Annotated in this window: 12 protein-coding genes; all 12 read left to right on the top strand. The window is 61.7% G+C overall.

The window, feature by feature from the left end; all coding sequences use genetic code 11:
• The first annotated feature begins 1 nt into the window (after window position 1).
• The 12 genes from rpoB (at window position 2) to rpsS (ending at window position 16,138) form a co-directional block, all read left to right on the top strand.
• Window positions 2-4,081, top strand: a complete 4,080-nt coding sequence (gene rpoB, locus AC2VNO_RS12355; RefSeq protein ID WP_486934387.1) for a DNA-directed RNA polymerase subunit beta — start codon at window positions 2-4, stop codon at window positions 4,079-4,081.
• Window positions 4,082-4,092: 11 nt separating this feature from the next.
• Window positions 4,093-8,310, top strand: a complete 4,218-nt coding sequence (rpoC, locus tag AC2VNO_RS12350; RefSeq protein WP_486934386.1) for a DNA-directed RNA polymerase subunit beta' — start codon at window positions 4,093-4,095, stop codon at window positions 8,308-8,310.
• A gap of 145 nt (window positions 8,311-8,455) precedes the next feature.
• Entirely contained in the window at window positions 8,456-8,830 is a 375-nt protein-coding gene (rpsL, locus tag AC2VNO_RS12345) for a 30S ribosomal protein S12 (protein WP_010626462.1), read from the top strand.
• A 109-nt stretch (window positions 8,831-8,939) separates the two neighbouring features.
• Complete coding sequence (gene rpsG / locus AC2VNO_RS12340; protein ID WP_159554817.1) at window positions 8,940-9,410, top strand: 30S ribosomal protein S7; 471 nt, start codon at window positions 8,940-8,942, stop codon at window positions 9,408-9,410.
• Window positions 9,411-9,455: 45 nt separating this feature from the next.
• Entirely contained in the window at window positions 9,456-11,576 is a 2,121-nt protein-coding gene (fusA, locus tag AC2VNO_RS12335) for an elongation factor G (RefSeq protein ID WP_486934385.1), read from the top strand.
• A 29-nt stretch (window positions 11,577-11,605) separates the two neighbouring features.
• Window positions 11,606-12,799, top strand: a complete 1,194-nt coding sequence (tuf, locus tag AC2VNO_RS12330) for an elongation factor Tu (RefSeq protein WP_486934384.1) — start codon at window positions 11,606-11,608, stop codon at window positions 12,797-12,799.
• 163 nt (window positions 12,800-12,962) lie between these two features.
• Window positions 12,963-13,274: a 30S ribosomal protein S10 gene (gene rpsJ / locus AC2VNO_RS12325; protein ID WP_010626466.1), complete on the top strand. Its 312-nt coding sequence runs from the start codon at window positions 12,963-12,965 to the stop codon at window positions 13,272-13,274.
• Window positions 13,275-13,429: 155 nt separating this feature from the next.
• On the top strand, window positions 13,430-14,068 hold the full coding sequence (gene rplC, locus AC2VNO_RS12320) for a 50S ribosomal protein L3 (RefSeq protein ID WP_228574937.1): 639 nt from the start codon (window positions 13,430-13,432) through the stop codon (window positions 14,066-14,068).
• Between the two features lie 14 nt (window positions 14,069-14,082).
• The gene (rplD, locus tag AC2VNO_RS12315; protein WP_228574935.1) at window positions 14,083-14,688 is read left to right on the top strand and encodes a 50S ribosomal protein L4; all 606 of its coding nucleotides are present in this window, start codon (window positions 14,083-14,085) and stop codon (window positions 14,686-14,688) included.
• Window positions 14,685-14,981: a 50S ribosomal protein L23 gene (rplW, locus tag AC2VNO_RS12310; protein WP_228574933.1), complete on the top strand. Its 297-nt coding sequence runs from the start codon at window positions 14,685-14,687 to the stop codon at window positions 14,979-14,981. Before rplD ends, rplW begins: the two co-directional genes overlap by 4 nt.
• 17 nt (window positions 14,982-14,998) lie before the next feature.
• Window positions 14,999-15,829, top strand: a complete 831-nt coding sequence (gene rplB, locus AC2VNO_RS12305; protein WP_228574932.1) for a 50S ribosomal protein L2 — start codon at window positions 14,999-15,001, stop codon at window positions 15,827-15,829.
• 33 nt (window positions 15,830-15,862) lie between these two features.
• Window positions 15,863-16,138, top strand: coding sequence for a 30S ribosomal protein S19 (rpsS, locus tag AC2VNO_RS12300; RefSeq protein WP_009098993.1), 276 nt, complete (start codon window positions 15,863-15,865; stop codon window positions 16,136-16,138).
• Window positions 16,139-16,196: the final 58 nt, after the last annotated feature.

The following is a 16,196-nucleotide window of genomic DNA, read 5'->3' as shown; positions in this document are numbered from 1 at the left end:
GATGGCTTACTCATACACTGAGAAAAAACGCATCCGCAAGGATTTCGGCAAACTGCCCCAAGTGATGGATGTGCCCTACCTGCTGGCGATCCAGCTTGATTCCTACTACGACTTCCTCCAGCAGGATCGCGCTCCTGAAGAGCGTCTCGAGACCGGTCTGCACGCGGCGTTCAAGTCCGTGTTTCCGATCGAGAGCTTCTCTGGCAACGCCGCGCTCGAGTACGTCAGCTACCGCTTCGGTACTCCGGCGTTCGACGTCAAGGAGTGTCAGCTGCGTGGCGTGACCTACTCTGCTCCCCTGCGGGTCAAGGTTCGCTTGATCATCTATGATCGCGATTCCTCGAACAAGGCCATCAAGGACATCAAGGAGCAGGAAGTCTACATGGGGGAGATCCCCCTGATGACCGAAAACGGCACCTTCGTGGTCAATGGCACCGAGCGCGTCATCGTCTCCCAGCTGCATCGTTCCCCGGGTGTGTTCTTCGACCATGACAAGGGCAAGAGCCACTCATCGGGCAAGCTGCTTTACTCCGCTCGTGTGATTCCTTACCGCGGCTCCTGGCTCGACTTCGAGTTCGATCCCAAGGACAACGTCTTCGTGCGTATCGACCGTCGCCGCAAGCTGCCGGCCACGGTGCTGCTGCGCGCGCTGGGCATGAGTGCCGAGGAGATCCTCGACGAGTTCTTCGATACCAGCACCTACCACATCGAGAAGAGCGGTTTCTCTGTGGATCTGGTGCCGTCGCGCCTGCGCGGCGAGACGGCCACCTTCGATATCAAGGATGCCGACGGCAACCTGATCGTCGAGGAAGGGCGTCGTATCACCCAGAAGCATATTCGCCAGCTGGAGAAGGCCGGCCTCGAGCGTCTCGAGGTGCCGATGGATTACCTGTTCGGCAAGACCCTGGCCAAGGATCAGGTCGATGCCAGTACCGGTGAGCTGATCTGCTCCTGTAACAGCGTGATCACCCCGGAACTGCTCGAGAAGATCGGCCAGGCCGGTATCACCACGCTCGAAACGCTTTACACCAACGATCTCGACTGCGGTCCGTTCGTCTCCGAGACTCTGCGTCTGGATACCACCGGCTCGCAGCTCGAAGCGCTGGTCGAGATCTACCGCATGATGCGCCCCGGCGAGCCGCCCACCAAGGAAGCTGCCGAGACGCTGTTCCACAATCTGTTCTTCACCGAGGACCGCTACGACCTTTCCGGCGTCGGTCGCATGAAGTTCAACCGTCGTCTGCGCCGTGAGGGCGATACCGGTTCCGGTGTGCTCGACAACCGCGACATCCTCGACGTGCTCAAGGAGTTGATCTATATCCGTAACGGCTTCGGTGAAGTCGACGATATCGATCACCTGGGCAACCGTCGCATCCGCTGCGTCGGCGAGATGGCCGAGAACCAGTTCCGCGTGGGCCTGGTGCGCGTCGAGCGTGCGGTCAAGGAACGTCTCTCCATGGCCGAGAGCGAAGGCCTGATGCCGCAGGATCTGATCAACGCCAAGCCCGTCGCCGCGGCGGTCAAGGAGTTCTTCGGCTCCAGCCAGCTGTCGCAGTTCATGGACCAGAACAACCCGCTCTCCGAGGTGACTCACAAGCGCCGTGTTTCCGCACTCGGCCCGGGCGGCCTGACCCGTGAGCGCGCCGGCTTCGAGGTGCGTGACGTTCACGCCACGCACTACGGTCGTCTGTGTCCGATCGAGACGCCGGAAGGTCCGAACATCGGTCTGATCAACTCGCTGGCCACCTACAGCCATACCAACAGCTACGGCTTCCTCGAGACGCCCTACCGCAAGGTGGTGGATCGTCAGGTCACCGACGAGGTGGTACACCTCTCGGCCATCGAAGAGGGCGACTTCATCATCGCCCAGGCTTCGGCGACCGTGGACGAGACCAACAAGCTGGTCGACGACCTGGTACAGGTGCGTCACAAGGGTGAAACCACCTTCATGCGTCCCGAGCAGGTGACGCTGATGGACGTTTCTCCGCGCCAGGTGGTTTCTGTGGCGGCGGCGTTGATCCCGTTCCTCGAGCACGATGACGCTAACCGTGCTCTGATGGGCTCGAACATGCAGCGCCAGGCGGTGCCCACCCTGCGTGCCGAAAAGCCGCTCGTCGGCACCGGCATGGAGCGCTTCGTCGCGCGTGACTCCGGCGTCTGCGCCGTGGCCCGCCGTGGCGGCGTGATCGATTCGGTCGACGCCAAGCGTATCGTGGTGCGTATCAACGAGGACGAGATCATCGGCGGCGAGGCCGGCGTCGACATCTACAACCTCACCAAGTACGTGCGCTCCAACCAGAACACCTGCATGAACCAGCGCCCCATCGTGCGTCCGGGCGACGTGGTCGAGCGTGGCGACATCCTCGCCGACGGTCCGTCCGTCGACATGGGCGATCTGGCTCTTGGCCAGAACATGCGCATCGCCTTCATGCCCTGGAACGGCTACAACTTCGAGGACTCGATCCTGCTCTCGGAGCGCGTGGTGCAGGAAGATCGCTTCACCACCATCCACATCCAGGAACTGACCTGCGTCTCCCGCGACACCAAGCTGGGGCCGGAGGAGATAACCTCGGACATTCCCAACGTCGGCGAGTCGGCGCTGTCCAAGCTCGATGAGGCCGGTGTGGTCTACATCGGTGCCGAAGTGGGCCCTGGCGACATTCTGGTGGGCAAGGTCACGCCCAAGGGCGAGACCCAGCTGACGCCGGAAGAGAAACTGCTGCGGGCGATCTTCGGTGAGAAGGCCTCCGACGTGAAGGACACCTCGCTGCGCGCGCCCACCGGCATGCGCGGCACCGTCATCGACGTTCAGGTCTTCACTCGCGACGGCGTGGAGAAGGATTCCCGTGCACTTGCCATCGAGCAGATGCAGCTCGACGAGGTCCGCAAGGATCTGCAGGAAACCTACCGCATCGCCGAGGACGCCACTTTCGAGCGTCTCAAGCGCACGCTCTCGGGCCAGCCGGTCAATGGCGGTCCCAAGCTCAAGAAGGGTGACGTGCTCTCCGACAGCTATCTCGACGAGCTGCCGCGTCAGCAGTGGTTCAAGCTGCGCCTGCAGGACGAGTCGCTCAACGAGCTGCTGGCTCAGGCCGACGAGCAGCTGGAGAACCGTCGCAAGGAGATGGAGGAGCGCTTCGAAGACAAGAAGCGCAAGCTGACCCAGGGCGACGATCTGGCGCCGGGCGTACTCAAGATCGTCAAGGTCTACATGGCGGTCAAGCGTCGCATTCAGCCGGGCGACAAGATGGCCGGCCGTCACGGTAACAAGGGTGTCATCTCGGCCATCATGCCGGTGGAAGACATGCCCTTCGACGACAACGGCGTTTCGGTGGACATCGTTCTCAACCCGCTGGGCGTTCCGTCGCGCATGAACGTGGGTCAGATTCTCGAGACGCACCTGGGCCTCGCCGCTCAGGGCCTCGGGGTCAAGATCGACGCCATGCTGCGCGATGCTCGCTCCCAGCAACTGAGCGAGATCCGCGAGTTCCTCGGGAAAGTGTACAACTCCACGGAGGGGACGCGGGTCGAGGACATCGACTCGCTGAGCGACGACGAAGTCATCGCGCTGGCCAAGAACCTGCGTGGTGGTGTGCCGATGGCCTCGCCGGTGTTCGATGGTGCCGCCGAGAGCGAGATCAAGCACCTGCTGCGCTTGGCCGACCTGCCGGATTCCGGCCAGATGACGCTGTACGACGGTCGTACCGGTGACGCCTTCGACCGCCCGGTGACGGTGGGCTACATGTACATGCTCAAGCTCAACCACCTGGTGGACGACAAGATGCACGCCCGTTCCACTGGCTCCTATTCGCTCGTCACCCAGCAACCGCTGGGCGGCAAGGCGCAGTTCGGCGGTCAGCGTTTCGGGGAGATGGAGGTGTGGGCGCTGGAAGCTTACGGTGCCGCCTATACCCTCCAGGAGATGCTCACGGTGAAGTCCGACGACGTGGAAGGTCGCACCAAGATGTACAAGAGCATTGTCGACGGCGACCACACCATGCATGCCGGTATGCCGGAGTCCTTCAACGTACTGGTGAAGGAAATCCGTTCGCTGGGCATCGATATCGAGTTAGAGAGCTAGGAGCCGACTCCATGAAAGACTTGGTGAAAGTCCTCAAATCGCAGTCACAGTCCGAAGAGTTCGATGCGATCAAGATCTCGCTCGCCTCGCCGGACATGATTCGCTCCTGGTCCTACGGTGAAGTCAAGAAGCCCGAGACCATCAACTACCGCACCTTCAAGCCGGAGCGGGATGGCCTGTTCTGCGCCAAGATCTTCGGCCCGGTGAAGGACTACGAGTGCTTGTGCGGCAAGTACAAGCGCATGAAGCACCGTGGCATCATCTGCGAGAAGTGCGGCGTCGAGGTGACCAAGGCTGCGGTGCGCCGCGAGCGCATGGGGCACATCGAGCTGGCCTCGCCGGTGGCTCACATCTGGTTCCTCAAGTCGCTGCCGTCGCGCATCGGCATGTTCCTCGACATGACCCTGCGCGACATCGAACGTGTGCTCTATTTCGAGAGCTTCGTGGTCATCGATCCGGGCATGACCACTCTGGACCGTGGTCAGCTGCTCAACGATGAGCAGTACTTCGAGGCCCTCGAGGAGTTCGGTGACGACTTCGACGCCCGCATGGGCGCCGAAGCGATCCAGGCGCTGCTCAAGGACGTCGACCTCTCCGAAGAGGTCGATCGCCTGCGCGAGGAGATCCCGCAGACCAACTCCGAGACCAAGATCAAGAAGCTGTCGAAGCGCCTGAAGCTGCTCGAGGCCTTCCTCAACTCCGGCAACGATCCGGCGTGGATGGTCATGGAGGTGCTGCCGGTACTGCCGCCCGACCTGCGTCCGCTGGTGCCGTTGGACGGTGGCCGCTTCGCGACCTCCGACCTCAACGACCTGTATCGTCGCGTGATCAACCGTAACAACCGCTTGAAGCGGCTGCTCGACCTCAATGCGCCGGACATCATCGTGCGCAACGAGAAGCGCATGCTGCAGGAAGCGGTCGATGCGCTGCTGGACAACGGTCGTCGCGGCCGTGCCATCACCGGTTCCAACAAGCGCCCGCTGAAGTCCCTGGCCGACATGATCAAGGGCAAGCAGGGCCGCTTCCGTCAGAACCTGCTGGGCAAGCGCGTCGACTACTCGGGCCGTTCGGTCATTACCGTGGGCCCGACCCTGCGCCTGCATCAGTGCGGTCTGCCCAAGAAGATGGCGCTCGAGCTGTTCAAGCCGTTCATCTACTCCAAGCTGCAGTCGTTGGGCCACGCGTCCACGATCAAGGCCGCCAAGAAGATGGTCGAGCGTGAGCTGCCAGAGGTGTGGGACATCCTCGCCGACGTCATTCGCGAACACCCGGTGCTGCTCAACCGCGCGCCGACCCTGCACCGTCTCGGCATCCAGGCTTTCGAGCCGCTGCTGATCGAGGGCAAGGCGATCCAGCTGCACCCGCTGGTATGTGCCGCCTACAACGCCGACTTCGACGGCGACCAAATGGCCGTTCACGTACCGCTGACGCTGGAAGCCCAGCTCGAGGCGCGGGCGCTGATGATGGCCACCAACAACGTGCTGTCGCCGGCCAACGGTGATCCGATCATCGTGCCGTCACAGGACGTGGTGCTGGGTCTGTACTACATGACCCGTGAAAAGATCAACGCCAAGGGCGAGGGCATGGTGTTCTCCGGCCTCGACGAGGTCGAGCGCGCCTTCGGCAGCCAGAGCGTGTCCCTGCATGCGCGGGTCAAGGTGCGTCTCACCGAGGTGCTGGTGGACGAGGAGACGGGCGAGCAAAACACGACTCGTACCATCTACGACACCACCGTGGGGCGTGCGCTGCTGTTCCGCATCCTGCCCGAGGGCGTGCCCTTCGAGCTGGTCGACCAGCCGATGAAGAAGAAGGCGATCTCCAAGCTGCTCAACGAGGTGTATCGTCGTGCCGGCCTCAAGCCGACGGTCATCTTTGCCGACCAGCTGATGTACACCGGTTTCCGCATGGCCACCTGGTCCGGCGCCTCCATCGGTGTCAACGACTTCGTCATTCCGGAAGCCAAGACGGAAATCGTCGATGCGGCCGAAGCCGAGGTCAAGGAGATCGAGGATCAGTTCTCCTCCGGTCTCGTCACCGCCGGCGAGAAGTACAACAAGGTCATCGACATCTGGTCCAAGGCCAACGACAAGGTGGCCAAGGCGATGATGGCGGGTATCTCCAAGGAGACCGTGATCGACCGCAACGGCAACGAGGTGGAGCAGGACTCGTTCAACAGCGTGTTCATCATGGCCGATTCCGGTGCCCGGGGTAGCGCCGCTCAGATTCGTCAGCTGGCGGGTATGCGCGGTCTGATGGCCAAGCCGGATGGCTCGATCATCGAGACGCCCATCGTGGCCAACTTCCGTGAGGGCCTGAACGTACTTCAGTACTTCATCTCGACCCACGGTGCGCGGAAAGGTCTGGCGGATACCGCTCTCAAGACCGCCAACTCAGGCTACCTGACGCGTCGTCTGGTCGACGTGGCCCAGGACATGGTGATCACCGAGGTGGACTGCGGTACCGAACAGGGGCTGACCCTGCATCCGGTCATCGAGGGTGGCGACATCATCGTTTCCCTGGCGCAGCGGGTGCTGGGCCGTGTCGTGGCTCAGGACGTCATCGACCCCGCCACGGACGAAGTGCTGATCGAGAAGGACACTCTGCTCGACGAAGCCTGGTGCGAACGTCTCGATACCATGGGCGTCGACGAGATCGTGGTGCGCAGTGCCATCTCCTGTGAATCGACGCATGGCGTCTGCTCCACGTGCTACGGTCGTGACCTGGCTCGCGGACATCAAGTCAACATCGGCGAAGCGGTCGGCGTCATCGCGGCCCAGTCCATCGGTGAGCCCGGCACCCAGCTGACCATGCGTACCTTCCACATCGGTGGTGCGGCATCGCGCGCCTCGGCCGTGGATAGCGTACAGGTCAAGCATGGCGGCAAGGTACGCCTGCACAACATGAAGTTCGTCGAGCGTGTCGACGGCAAGCTGGTGGTGGTGTCCCGCTCCAGCGCCCTGGCCATCGCCGACGATCATGGCCGCGAGCGCGAGTACTACAAGCTGCCTTACGGCGCCGAACTGTCGATCAAGGACGGCGACGCGGTCGATGCCGGCCAGATGGTCGCCAAGTGGGATCCGCACACCCACCCGATCATTGCCGAAGTCGAAGGTAAGGTGCAGTACGTCGACATGGTCGAAGGCGTCACCATCCACCGCAGCGTGGACGAGATGACCGGTCTGTCGTCCATCGAGGTGATCGAATCGGCGGCACGTCCGCAGGCCGGCCGTGACAGCCGTCCGATGATCCTGCTCACCGACGAGAGCGGCGAGCCGATCAGCGTGACGGGCTCCAATACGCCGGTGCAGTATCTGCTGCCGGGCAAGGCGATCGTATCGGCCGACAATGGAGCAGCGATCGGCATCGGTGAGATCGTCGCCCGTATCCCGGTGGAGGCGTCCGGCAACAAGGACATCACCGGGGGTCTGCCCCGCGTGGCCGACCTGTTCGAAGCACGTAAGCCGAAAGAGCCGGCCATCCTCGCCGAGATCAGCGGTACCATCAGCTTCGGCAAGGAAACCAAGGGCAAGCGTCGCCTGACGATCTCCCCGGAAGACGGTGGCGATCCGTTCGAGGCCCTGATTCCGAAATGGCGTCAGATCGCCGTTTTCGAAGGCGAGACGGTGGAGAAGGGCGAGGTGATCTCCGACGGCCCGAGCAACCCGCACGACATCCTGCGGCTGCTGGGTGTGGCGGAGTTGGCCAAGTACATCACCGCCGAGATCCAGGAGGTCTACCGTCTCCAGGGTGTGGGCATCAACGACAAGCACATCGAAGTGATCGTGCGTCAGATGCTGCGCAAGGTGGAGATTACCGACTCCGGCGACTCCGATTTCATTCCGGGGGATCAGGTCGAGCTGGTCCGGGTGCTGGAGGAGAATGCGCGTCTGGAGAAGGCCGAGAATTTCCCGGCCCGCTACCAGCGCGTGCTGTTGGGTATCACCAAGGCCAGCCTGGCCACCGAGTCGTTCATCTCCGCGGCCTCCTTCCAGGAGACCACGCGGGTGCTGACCGAAGCGGCGGTTACCGGCAAGCGCGATTACCTGCGCGGCCTGAAGGAGAACGTGGTGGTCGGCCGTCTGATTCCGGCTGGAACGGGGCTTGCCCACCATCAGGAGCGTCGCCGCAAGCGGGATGACACCGAGCGTCTGCTCCATCCGTCGGCTTTCGATGTCGAGCAGGAGCTGGGTGCCCAGCTCACCGCGCTCGATTCGGACGACGAGCTGTAAGCGGGCCGGGCGTCAGGTAGGCGGGTGACCCCGTGTGCTTGACGCCCAACCCCGTTAGACCTTAGAATGCGCAGCCTTTAACAGTGGGGTGGGTGCGCCCGCGTCCGCTGAAAGGCAAGGCAACCATTGGAGTCAGCTACACAACATGGCAACGATCAATCAGCTCGTGCGCAAGCCGCGCAAGCGCCCCGCCGCCAAGAGCGACGTGCCGGCGCTTCAGGCCTGCCCGCAAAAGCGCGGTGTCTGCACCCGCGTCTACACTACCACCCCGAAGAAGCCGAACTCGGCCCTGCGTAAGGTCTGCCGTGTGCGCCTGACCAACGGGTTCGAGGTGTCTTCCTACATCGGTGGTGAAGGTCACAACCTTCAGGAACACTCTGTCGTGCTGATTCGCGGCGGCCGTGTCAAGGACTTGCCGGGTGTGCGTTATCACACCGTTCGCGGCGCCCTCGACACTTCCGGCGTACAGAATCGTAAGCAGGGCCGTTCCAAGTACGGTACCAAGCGTCCCAAGTCCTGATAGGACTCGGTACCTAGCAATCATATCGGTCTGATAAGAGTAAGGTCGAGCGCCGCCATTGGCGGGAGTCTCGGGTTTGCCTGAAAGACCCTTCGTTAGAGGGCTTGTCATGCCTAGAAGAAGAGTAGTAGCCAAGCGCGAAATCCTGCCGGATCCCAAGTTCGGAAGCGAGCGCCTGGCCAAGTTCATGAACCACCTGATGGTCAGCGGCAAGAAGTCCACAGCTGAGCGTATCGTATACGGTGCGCTGGACACGGTTGCCGAGCGTAGCAAGGAAGAGCCGCTGGACATCTTCGATCGCGCGCTGGAAGCCATTCAGCCGATGGTCGAGGTCAAGTCCCGCCGCGTTGGCGGTGCGACCTATCAGGTGCCGGTTGAAGTTCGCCCCTCGCGTCGCCAGGCGCTGGCCATGCGCTGGCTGGTGGATGCGGCGCGCAAGCGCGGTGAAAAGACCATGGTGCAGCGCCTCGCCGGCGAAATGCTCGACGCCGCCGAGGGCAAAGGCTCCGCGGTCAAGAAGCGTGAAGACGTGCATCGCATGGCGGAAGCCAACAAGGCGTTCTCGCACTACCGTTTCTAAGCGCAGCGCTTCTAAACGCATCGCCAACCAACGGGGAGTTTCACCGTGGCACGCAAGACACCTCTCAACCGCTATCGCAATATCGGGATCTGTGCCCACGTCGACGCGGGCAAGACCACTACCACCGAGCGCGTACTCTTCTACACCGGCTTGTCTCACAAGCTGGGTGAGGTGCACGACGGCGCGGCTACCACCGACTGGATGGAGCAGGAGCAGGAGCGCGGTATCACCATTACCTCGGCTGCTGTCACCACCTTCTGGAAGGGGATGAACCAGCAGTTCGATGAGCATCGCATCAACATCATCGACACTCCCGGGCACGTCGACTTCACCATCGAAGTCGAGCGTTCCCTGCGTGTGCTCGACGGTGCCGTCGTGGTGCTTTGCGGCTCCTCCGGCGTGCAGCCGCAGACCGAGACCGTATGGCGTCAGGCCAACAAGTACGAAGTGCCGCGCATGGTGTTCGTCAACAAGATGGACCGCACCGGCGCCGACTTCTTCATGGTCGTCGAGCAGCTCAAGGACCGTCTGGGCGCCAACGCCGTGCCGATCCAGATCAACTGGGGCACCGAGGAAGACTTCAAGGGCGTCATCGATCTGATAGAGATGAAGGCCATCCTCTGGAACGAAGCCGACCAGGGCATGAGCTATGAGCTGGTCGACATTCCCGCCGAGCTCCAGGACAAGGCTGCCGAGTTCCGCGAGCAGATGGTCGAAGCCGCCGCCGAAGCCTCCGAAGAGCTGATGGACAAGTACCTCGAAGAGGGCGAGCTCTCCAACGAGGAGATCAAGGCCGGCCTGCGTCGTCGCACCCTGGACAACGAAGTCGTGCTGGTCACCTGCGGCTCTGCGTTCAAGAACAAGGGCGTGCAGGCGGTGCTGGATGCCGTCATCGAGTACATGCCGTCGCCGCTCGAGGTCAAGGCCATCGAAGGTGAGCTGGACGACAAGGACGCCACCATTGCCACCCGCGAAGCGGATGACAATGCGCCGTTTGCTGCGCTGGCGTTCAAGATCGCCACCGACCCCTTCGTCGGTACGCTGACCTTCATTCGCGTCTATTCCGGCGTTCTGAACTCCGGCGACAGCGTCTACAACTCCGTCAAGCAGAAGAAGGAGCGTGTCGGCCGTATCGTGCAGATGCACTCCAACTCGCGTGAGGAGATCAAGCACGTCTACGCCGGCGACATCGCCGCCTGTATCGGCTTGAAGGACGTGACCACCGGTGACACCCTGTGCGATCTGGAGAACAAGATCGTGCTCGAGCGCATGGAGTTCCCGGATCCGGTCATCTCCGTGGCCGTGGAGCCGAAGTCCAAGGCCGATCAGGAGAAGATGGGTGTTGCCCTCGGCAAGCTGGCTCAGGAGGATCCCTCCTTCCGCGTCAAGACCGACGAGGAAACCGGCCAGACCATCATCTCCGGTATGGGCGAGCTGCACCTGGACATCATCGTCGACCGCATGCGTCGCGAGTTCAAGGTTGAAGCCAATATCGGCAAGCCGCAGGTCGCCTATCGCGAAACCATTCGCGGCAAGGTCGAGCAAGAAGGCAAGTTCGTGCGTCAGTCCGGCGGTCGCGGCCAGTATGGCCACGTCTGGCTGCGCATCGAGCCGCTCACCGAGGCGGACAAGGGCGAAGACGAAGACATGCACTTCAAATTCGCCTCCGAGATCGTCGGCGGTGTGGTACCCAAGGAGTACGTGGGTGCCGTCGAGAAGGGAGCGTACGAGCAGCTGCAGAACGGCGTCATCGCGGGTTACCCGATGATCGACGTCAAGGTCACGCTGTACGATGGCTCCTACCATGACGTGGACTCGAACGAGAACGCGTTCAAGGTCGCCTCTTCCATGGCTGTCAAGGAAGGGGCCCGCAAGGCCAAGGCCGTGCTGCTGGAACCGGTGATGAAGGTCGAAGTCGTGACCCCCGAGGACTTCATGGGTGACGTCATGGGCGACCTCAACCGTCGCCGCGGTCTGGTGCAGGGCATGGATGACTCTTCCTCAGGCAAGATCATCCGCGCAATGGTGCCTCTGGGCGAGATGTTCGGTTATGCAACCGATCTGCGCTCTCAGACCCAGGGACGTGCGAGCTACGTCATGGAGTTCGCGAAGTACGAAGAGGCGCCCTCCAGCATCGTTGAAGCCGTCATCAACCAGAAAGGCTAACCGCTAGCAAACGTAAAGAGGTTATCGAAGTGGCTAAGGAAAAATTCGAACGTTCCAAACCGCACGTCAACGTCGGCACCATCGGTCACGTCGACCACGGCAAGACCACTCTGACTGCGGCCCTGACTCGCGTTTCTGCTGAGGTCTTCGGCGGTGAATGGCGTCAGTTCGACTCCATCGACAATGCGCCGGAAGAGCGTGAGCGTGGTATCACCATCGCCACCTCTCACGTCGAGTACCAGTCCGAGCAGCGCCACTATGCGCACGTCGACTGCCCGGGGCACGCCGACTACGTCAAGAACATGATCACCGGTGCTGCCCAGATGGACGGCGCTATCCTGGTCTGTTCCGCTGCTGACGGCCCCATGCCGCAGACTCGCGAGCACATCCTGCTGTCTCGCCAGGTTGGCGTTCCGTACATCGTCGTGTTCCTGAACAAGGCCGACATGGTCGACGACGAAGAGCTGCTCGAGCTGGTCGAGATGGAAGTTCGCGAACTCCTCAACGAGTACGACTTCCCGGGCGACGACACCCCGATCATCACCGGTTCCGCTCTGATGGCGCTGAACGGTGAGGATGAGAACGGCATGGGCACCACCGCCGTTACCAACCTGATCAAGGCCCTGGACGACTACATTCCGGAGCCCGAGCGTGCCATCGACCAGCCGTTCCTGATGCCGATCGAGGACGTGTTCTCTATCTCCGGTCGCGGCACCGTGGTAACCGGTCGTATCGAGCGCGGTATCGTCAAGGCGGGTGAAGAAGTCGAAATCGTCGGCATCAAGGACACCACCAAGACTACCGTTACCGGTGTCGAGATGTTCCGCAAGCTGCTCGACGAAGGTCGTGCCGGTGAGAACGTCGGCGCCCTGCTGCGCGGCACCAAGCGTGACGAAGTCGAGCGTGGTCAGGTTCTGGCCAAGCCGGGTTCCATCAACCCGCACACTGTCTTCGAAGCTGAAGTCTACGTGCTGTCCAAGGAAGAAGGTGGTCGTCACACCCCGTTCTTCAAGGGCTACCGTCCGCAGTTCTACTTCCGTACCACTGACGTCACCGGTACCTGCGAACTGCCGGAAGGCGTCGAGATGGTCATGCCGGGCGACAACGTCAAGATGGTCGTTACCCTGATCGCTCCGATCGCTATGGATGACGGTCTGCGCTTCGCCATTCGCGAGGGCGGTCGTACCGTCGGCGCTGGCGTCGTGGCCAAGATCATCCAGTAAGCGTTTTTCGCTGGAATGATCGAAGGGGGCTCCGCGAGGAGCCCCCTTTCTGCGCACCTTGGCAGAGTGTTTGACTCTTGCCCTCGGCGTGCATATAATGCGCATCCTTTGAATGCGTGGGTAGGCGGCACGTGCCGTCGACATCCATTGGAGTTTAGGGCAAATGCAGAACCAGAAGATTCGCATTCGGTTGAAGGCATTCGACCATCGCCTGATCGACCAGTCTGCCGCGGAGATCGTTGATACCGCCAAGCGGACCGGTGCTCAGGTGCGCGGTCCGATCCCGCTGCCGACGAACCGTGAGCGCTACACCGTACTGATTTCACCGCACGTCAACAAGGATGCGCGCGATCAGTACGAGATTCGCACTCACAAGCGTGTGCTCGATATCGTCGAGCCGACTGAAAAGACCGTTGATGCGTTGATGAAGCTCGACCTCGCCGCCGGCGTAGACGTGCAAATCAAGCTCGACTAACCACACTAGACACTCGCGGCCCAGCGCTCCACGCCCGACGTCAGGGAAGAGCAGCAGCCGCCACGCCGTGATGGCGTCATACAACGTGCTAGTGGAATGCTCTGGAAAGGGCAGCCATAGCGGGTGACAGCCCCGTACACTAAAGGAGACTGAGAATGACTATCGGTTTGGTCGGTAGAAAGGCCGGTATGACCCGTGTCTTTACCGAAGATGGCGCATCCGTGCCCGTAACCGTGATCGAGGTTGAACCGAATCGCGTCACCAGCGTCAAGACCCTGGAGTCTGACGGCTACGCGGCGATTCAGGTCACAACCGGCTCCCGCAAGGCCAAGCACCTCACCAAGGCACAAGCAGGTCAGTACGCCAAGGCAGGTATCGAGGCCGGTCGTTCGCTGATGGAGTTCCGCGTCGCTGAAGGCGATGAGGCTCCGGAAGTGGGCGGCGAACTCACCGTATCCCTCTTCGAAGCTGGTCAGAAAGTCGATGTGACCGGTACCTCCAAGGGCAAGGGCTTCCAAGGCGCGGTCAAGCGCTGGAACTTCCGTACCCAGGATGCCACCCACGGCAACTCTCTGTCGCATCGTGCGCCGGGTTCCATCGGTATGTGTCAGACCCCGGGTCGCGTCTTCAAAGGCAAGAAAATGGCCGGTCAGATGGGCAACGTCCGCTGCACCGTTCAGAGCCTTGAAGTCGTACGGGTCGATGCCGAGCGCAACCTGCTGTTGATCAAGGGTGCCGTGCCGGGTGCAACCGGCAGCGACGTCATTGTTCGTAGCGCCGTCAAAGCTGGCTGAAGAGGAAAGAATCGATGAATCTGAATCTTGCTGCAGGCGCGGGTACTGTCGAAGTCGCCGACGCCACCTTTGGCAAAGAATTCAACGAGGCGCTGGTTCACCAGGTCGTCACCGCCTATCTGGCTGGTGGTCGTCAGGGTACTCGTGCTCAGAAGACGCGTTCCGACGTGCGTGGCGGCGGCAAGAAGCCGTGGCGCCAGAAAGGTACCGGCCGCGCTCGTGCCGGCACCATCCGTTCTCCGCTGTGGCGCAGCGGCGGCGTGACCTTTGCGGCTCGTCCCCAGGACCACTCGCAGAAGGTCAACCGCAAGATGTATCGCGCCGCAATGCGCTCCATCCTGTCCGAACTGGTGCGCCAGGAGCGTCTGATCGCCATCGACGAGTTCACCGTCGATGCGCCCAAGACCAAGCAGCTGGTTGCCAAGCTGGGTGAGCTGGGTCTCGAGAAAGCGCTGATCGTCACCGAAGAAGTCGACGAGAAGCTCTATCTGGCCGCCCGCAACATCCCCAATGTGGATGTGGTGGACGTGGCTGCCGCCGATCCGGTGAGCCTGATCGCCTTCGACAAGGTGCTGGTCACCGTCTCTGCTCTGCGTAAATTCGAGGAGAAGCTGGCATGAACCAGGAGCGCGTTTTCAAGGTTCTGCTCGGTCCGCACGTGACCGAGAAGGCCGCTTTCGCCGCCGAGCGCAACCAGTATGTGTTCAAGGTTGCCAGTGACGCTACCAAGCCGGAAATCAAGCAGGCCGTTCAGGTGCTGTTCGGTAAGAAGGTCGATAGCGTCCAGGTACTGAACATGAAGGGCAAGACCAAGCGCAGCGCGCACGGTCTGGGCCGCCGCCAGGGCTACCGCAAGGCCTATGTGACCCTGGCTGCTGGTGAGACGCTCGAAGACTTCACTGGCGCCGAATAAGGGCAGGAGTACGGATCATGGCAATCGTCAAGACTAAACCCACATCCGCCGGTCGTCGCCACGTCGTCAAGGTCGTTAGCGAAGACCTGCACAAGGGCAAGCCCTACGCGCCGCTGCTGGAAAAGCAGTCGCGTACCGGTGGGCGTAACAACAACGGTCGTATCACCACCCGCCATGTGGGCGGTGGTCACCGTCAGCACTACCGGCTGATCGACTTCAAGCGTACCAAGGATGGCGTTCCCGCCATCGTTGAGCGTCTCGAGTACGATCCCAACCGTAGCGCCCATATCGCGCTGCTGAAGTACCTGGACGGCGAGCGTCGCTACATCATCGCGCCCAAGGGCGTGAGTGCTGGCGACAAGCTCGAGTCCGGCGTGAATGCGGCGATCAAGAAGGGCAATACCCTTCCGCTGCGTAACATCCCGCTGGGTTCCACCGTTCACTGCATCGAACTCAAGCCCGGCAAGGGTGCGCAGATCGCTCGCAGTGCCGGTACCAGCGCCCAGTTGGTCGCTCGTGAAGGCAGCTATGCCACCCTGCGTCTGCGCTCCGGCGAGATGCGCAAGGTGCTGGCCGACTGCCGTGCGACCCTGGGTGAAGTGAGCAACTCCGAGCACAGCCTGCGTCAACTTGGCAAGGCCGGTGCAAAGCGCTGGAGAGGCGTGCGTCCGACCGTTCGCGGTGTGGCCATGAACCCGGTGGATCACCCGCATGGTGGCGGTGAAGGCCGTACCAGCGGTGGTCGTCACCCGGTTTCGCCGTGGGGTGTGCCCACCAAGGGCCACAAGACCCGCAAGAACAAGCGCACCGACAAGCTGATCATTCGTCGTCGTAATAAGACACGTTGATCTAAATTGCCAAGACATTAAGAGGTAACGGCTGTGCCACGTTCACTGAAGAAAGGTCCATTTATCGACCTTCATCTGCTGAAGAAGGTTGAGGCTGCAGTGGAGAAGAACGACCGCAAACCGATCAAGACCTGGTCGCGTCGTTCCATGATCCTGCCGAACATGGTCGGGCTCACCATTGCTGTCCATAACGGTCGCCAACACGTCCCGGTGCATGTCTCCGAGGAAATGGTTGGCCACAAGCTGGGCGAATTCGCTGCCACCCGCACCTATCGCGGGCATGCGGCGGACAAGAAAGCCAAACGGTAAGCCAGAGAGGATTGAGAGATGGAAGTCACAGCTAAGCTGCGTGGCGCTCGTTTATCCG

This window comes from Halomonas sp. TH-94 (assembly GCF_057473365.1).
This window is presented reverse-complemented; position numbering and strand designations above follow the sequence as displayed.

Coding starts and splice junctions, on each gene's coding strand:
- rpoB (WP_486934387.1), top strand. CDS start 2: ATGGCTTACTCATACACTGAGAAAAAACGCATCCGCAAGGATTTCGGC.
- rpoC (WP_486934386.1), top strand. CDS start 4,093: ATGAAAGACTTGGTGAAAGTCCTCAAATCGCAGTCACAGTCCGAAGAG.
- rpsL (WP_010626462.1), top strand. CDS start 8,456: ATGGCAACGATCAATCAGCTCGTGCGCAAGCCGCGCAAGCGCCCCGCC.
- rpsG (WP_159554817.1), top strand. CDS start 8,940: ATGCCTAGAAGAAGAGTAGTAGCCAAGCGCGAAATCCTGCCGGATCCC.
- rpsJ (WP_010626466.1), top strand. CDS start 12,963: ATGCAGAACCAGAAGATTCGCATTCGGTTGAAGGCATTCGACCATCGC.
- rplC (WP_228574937.1), top strand. CDS start 13,430: ATGACTATCGGTTTGGTCGGTAGAAAGGCCGGTATGACCCGTGTCTTT.
- rplD (WP_228574935.1), top strand. CDS start 14,083: ATGAATCTGAATCTTGCTGCAGGCGCGGGTACTGTCGAAGTCGCCGAC.
- rplW (WP_228574933.1), top strand. CDS start 14,685: ATGAACCAGGAGCGCGTTTTCAAGGTTCTGCTCGGTCCGCACGTGACC.
- rplB (WP_228574932.1), top strand. CDS start 14,999: ATGGCAATCGTCAAGACTAAACCCACATCCGCCGGTCGTCGCCACGTC.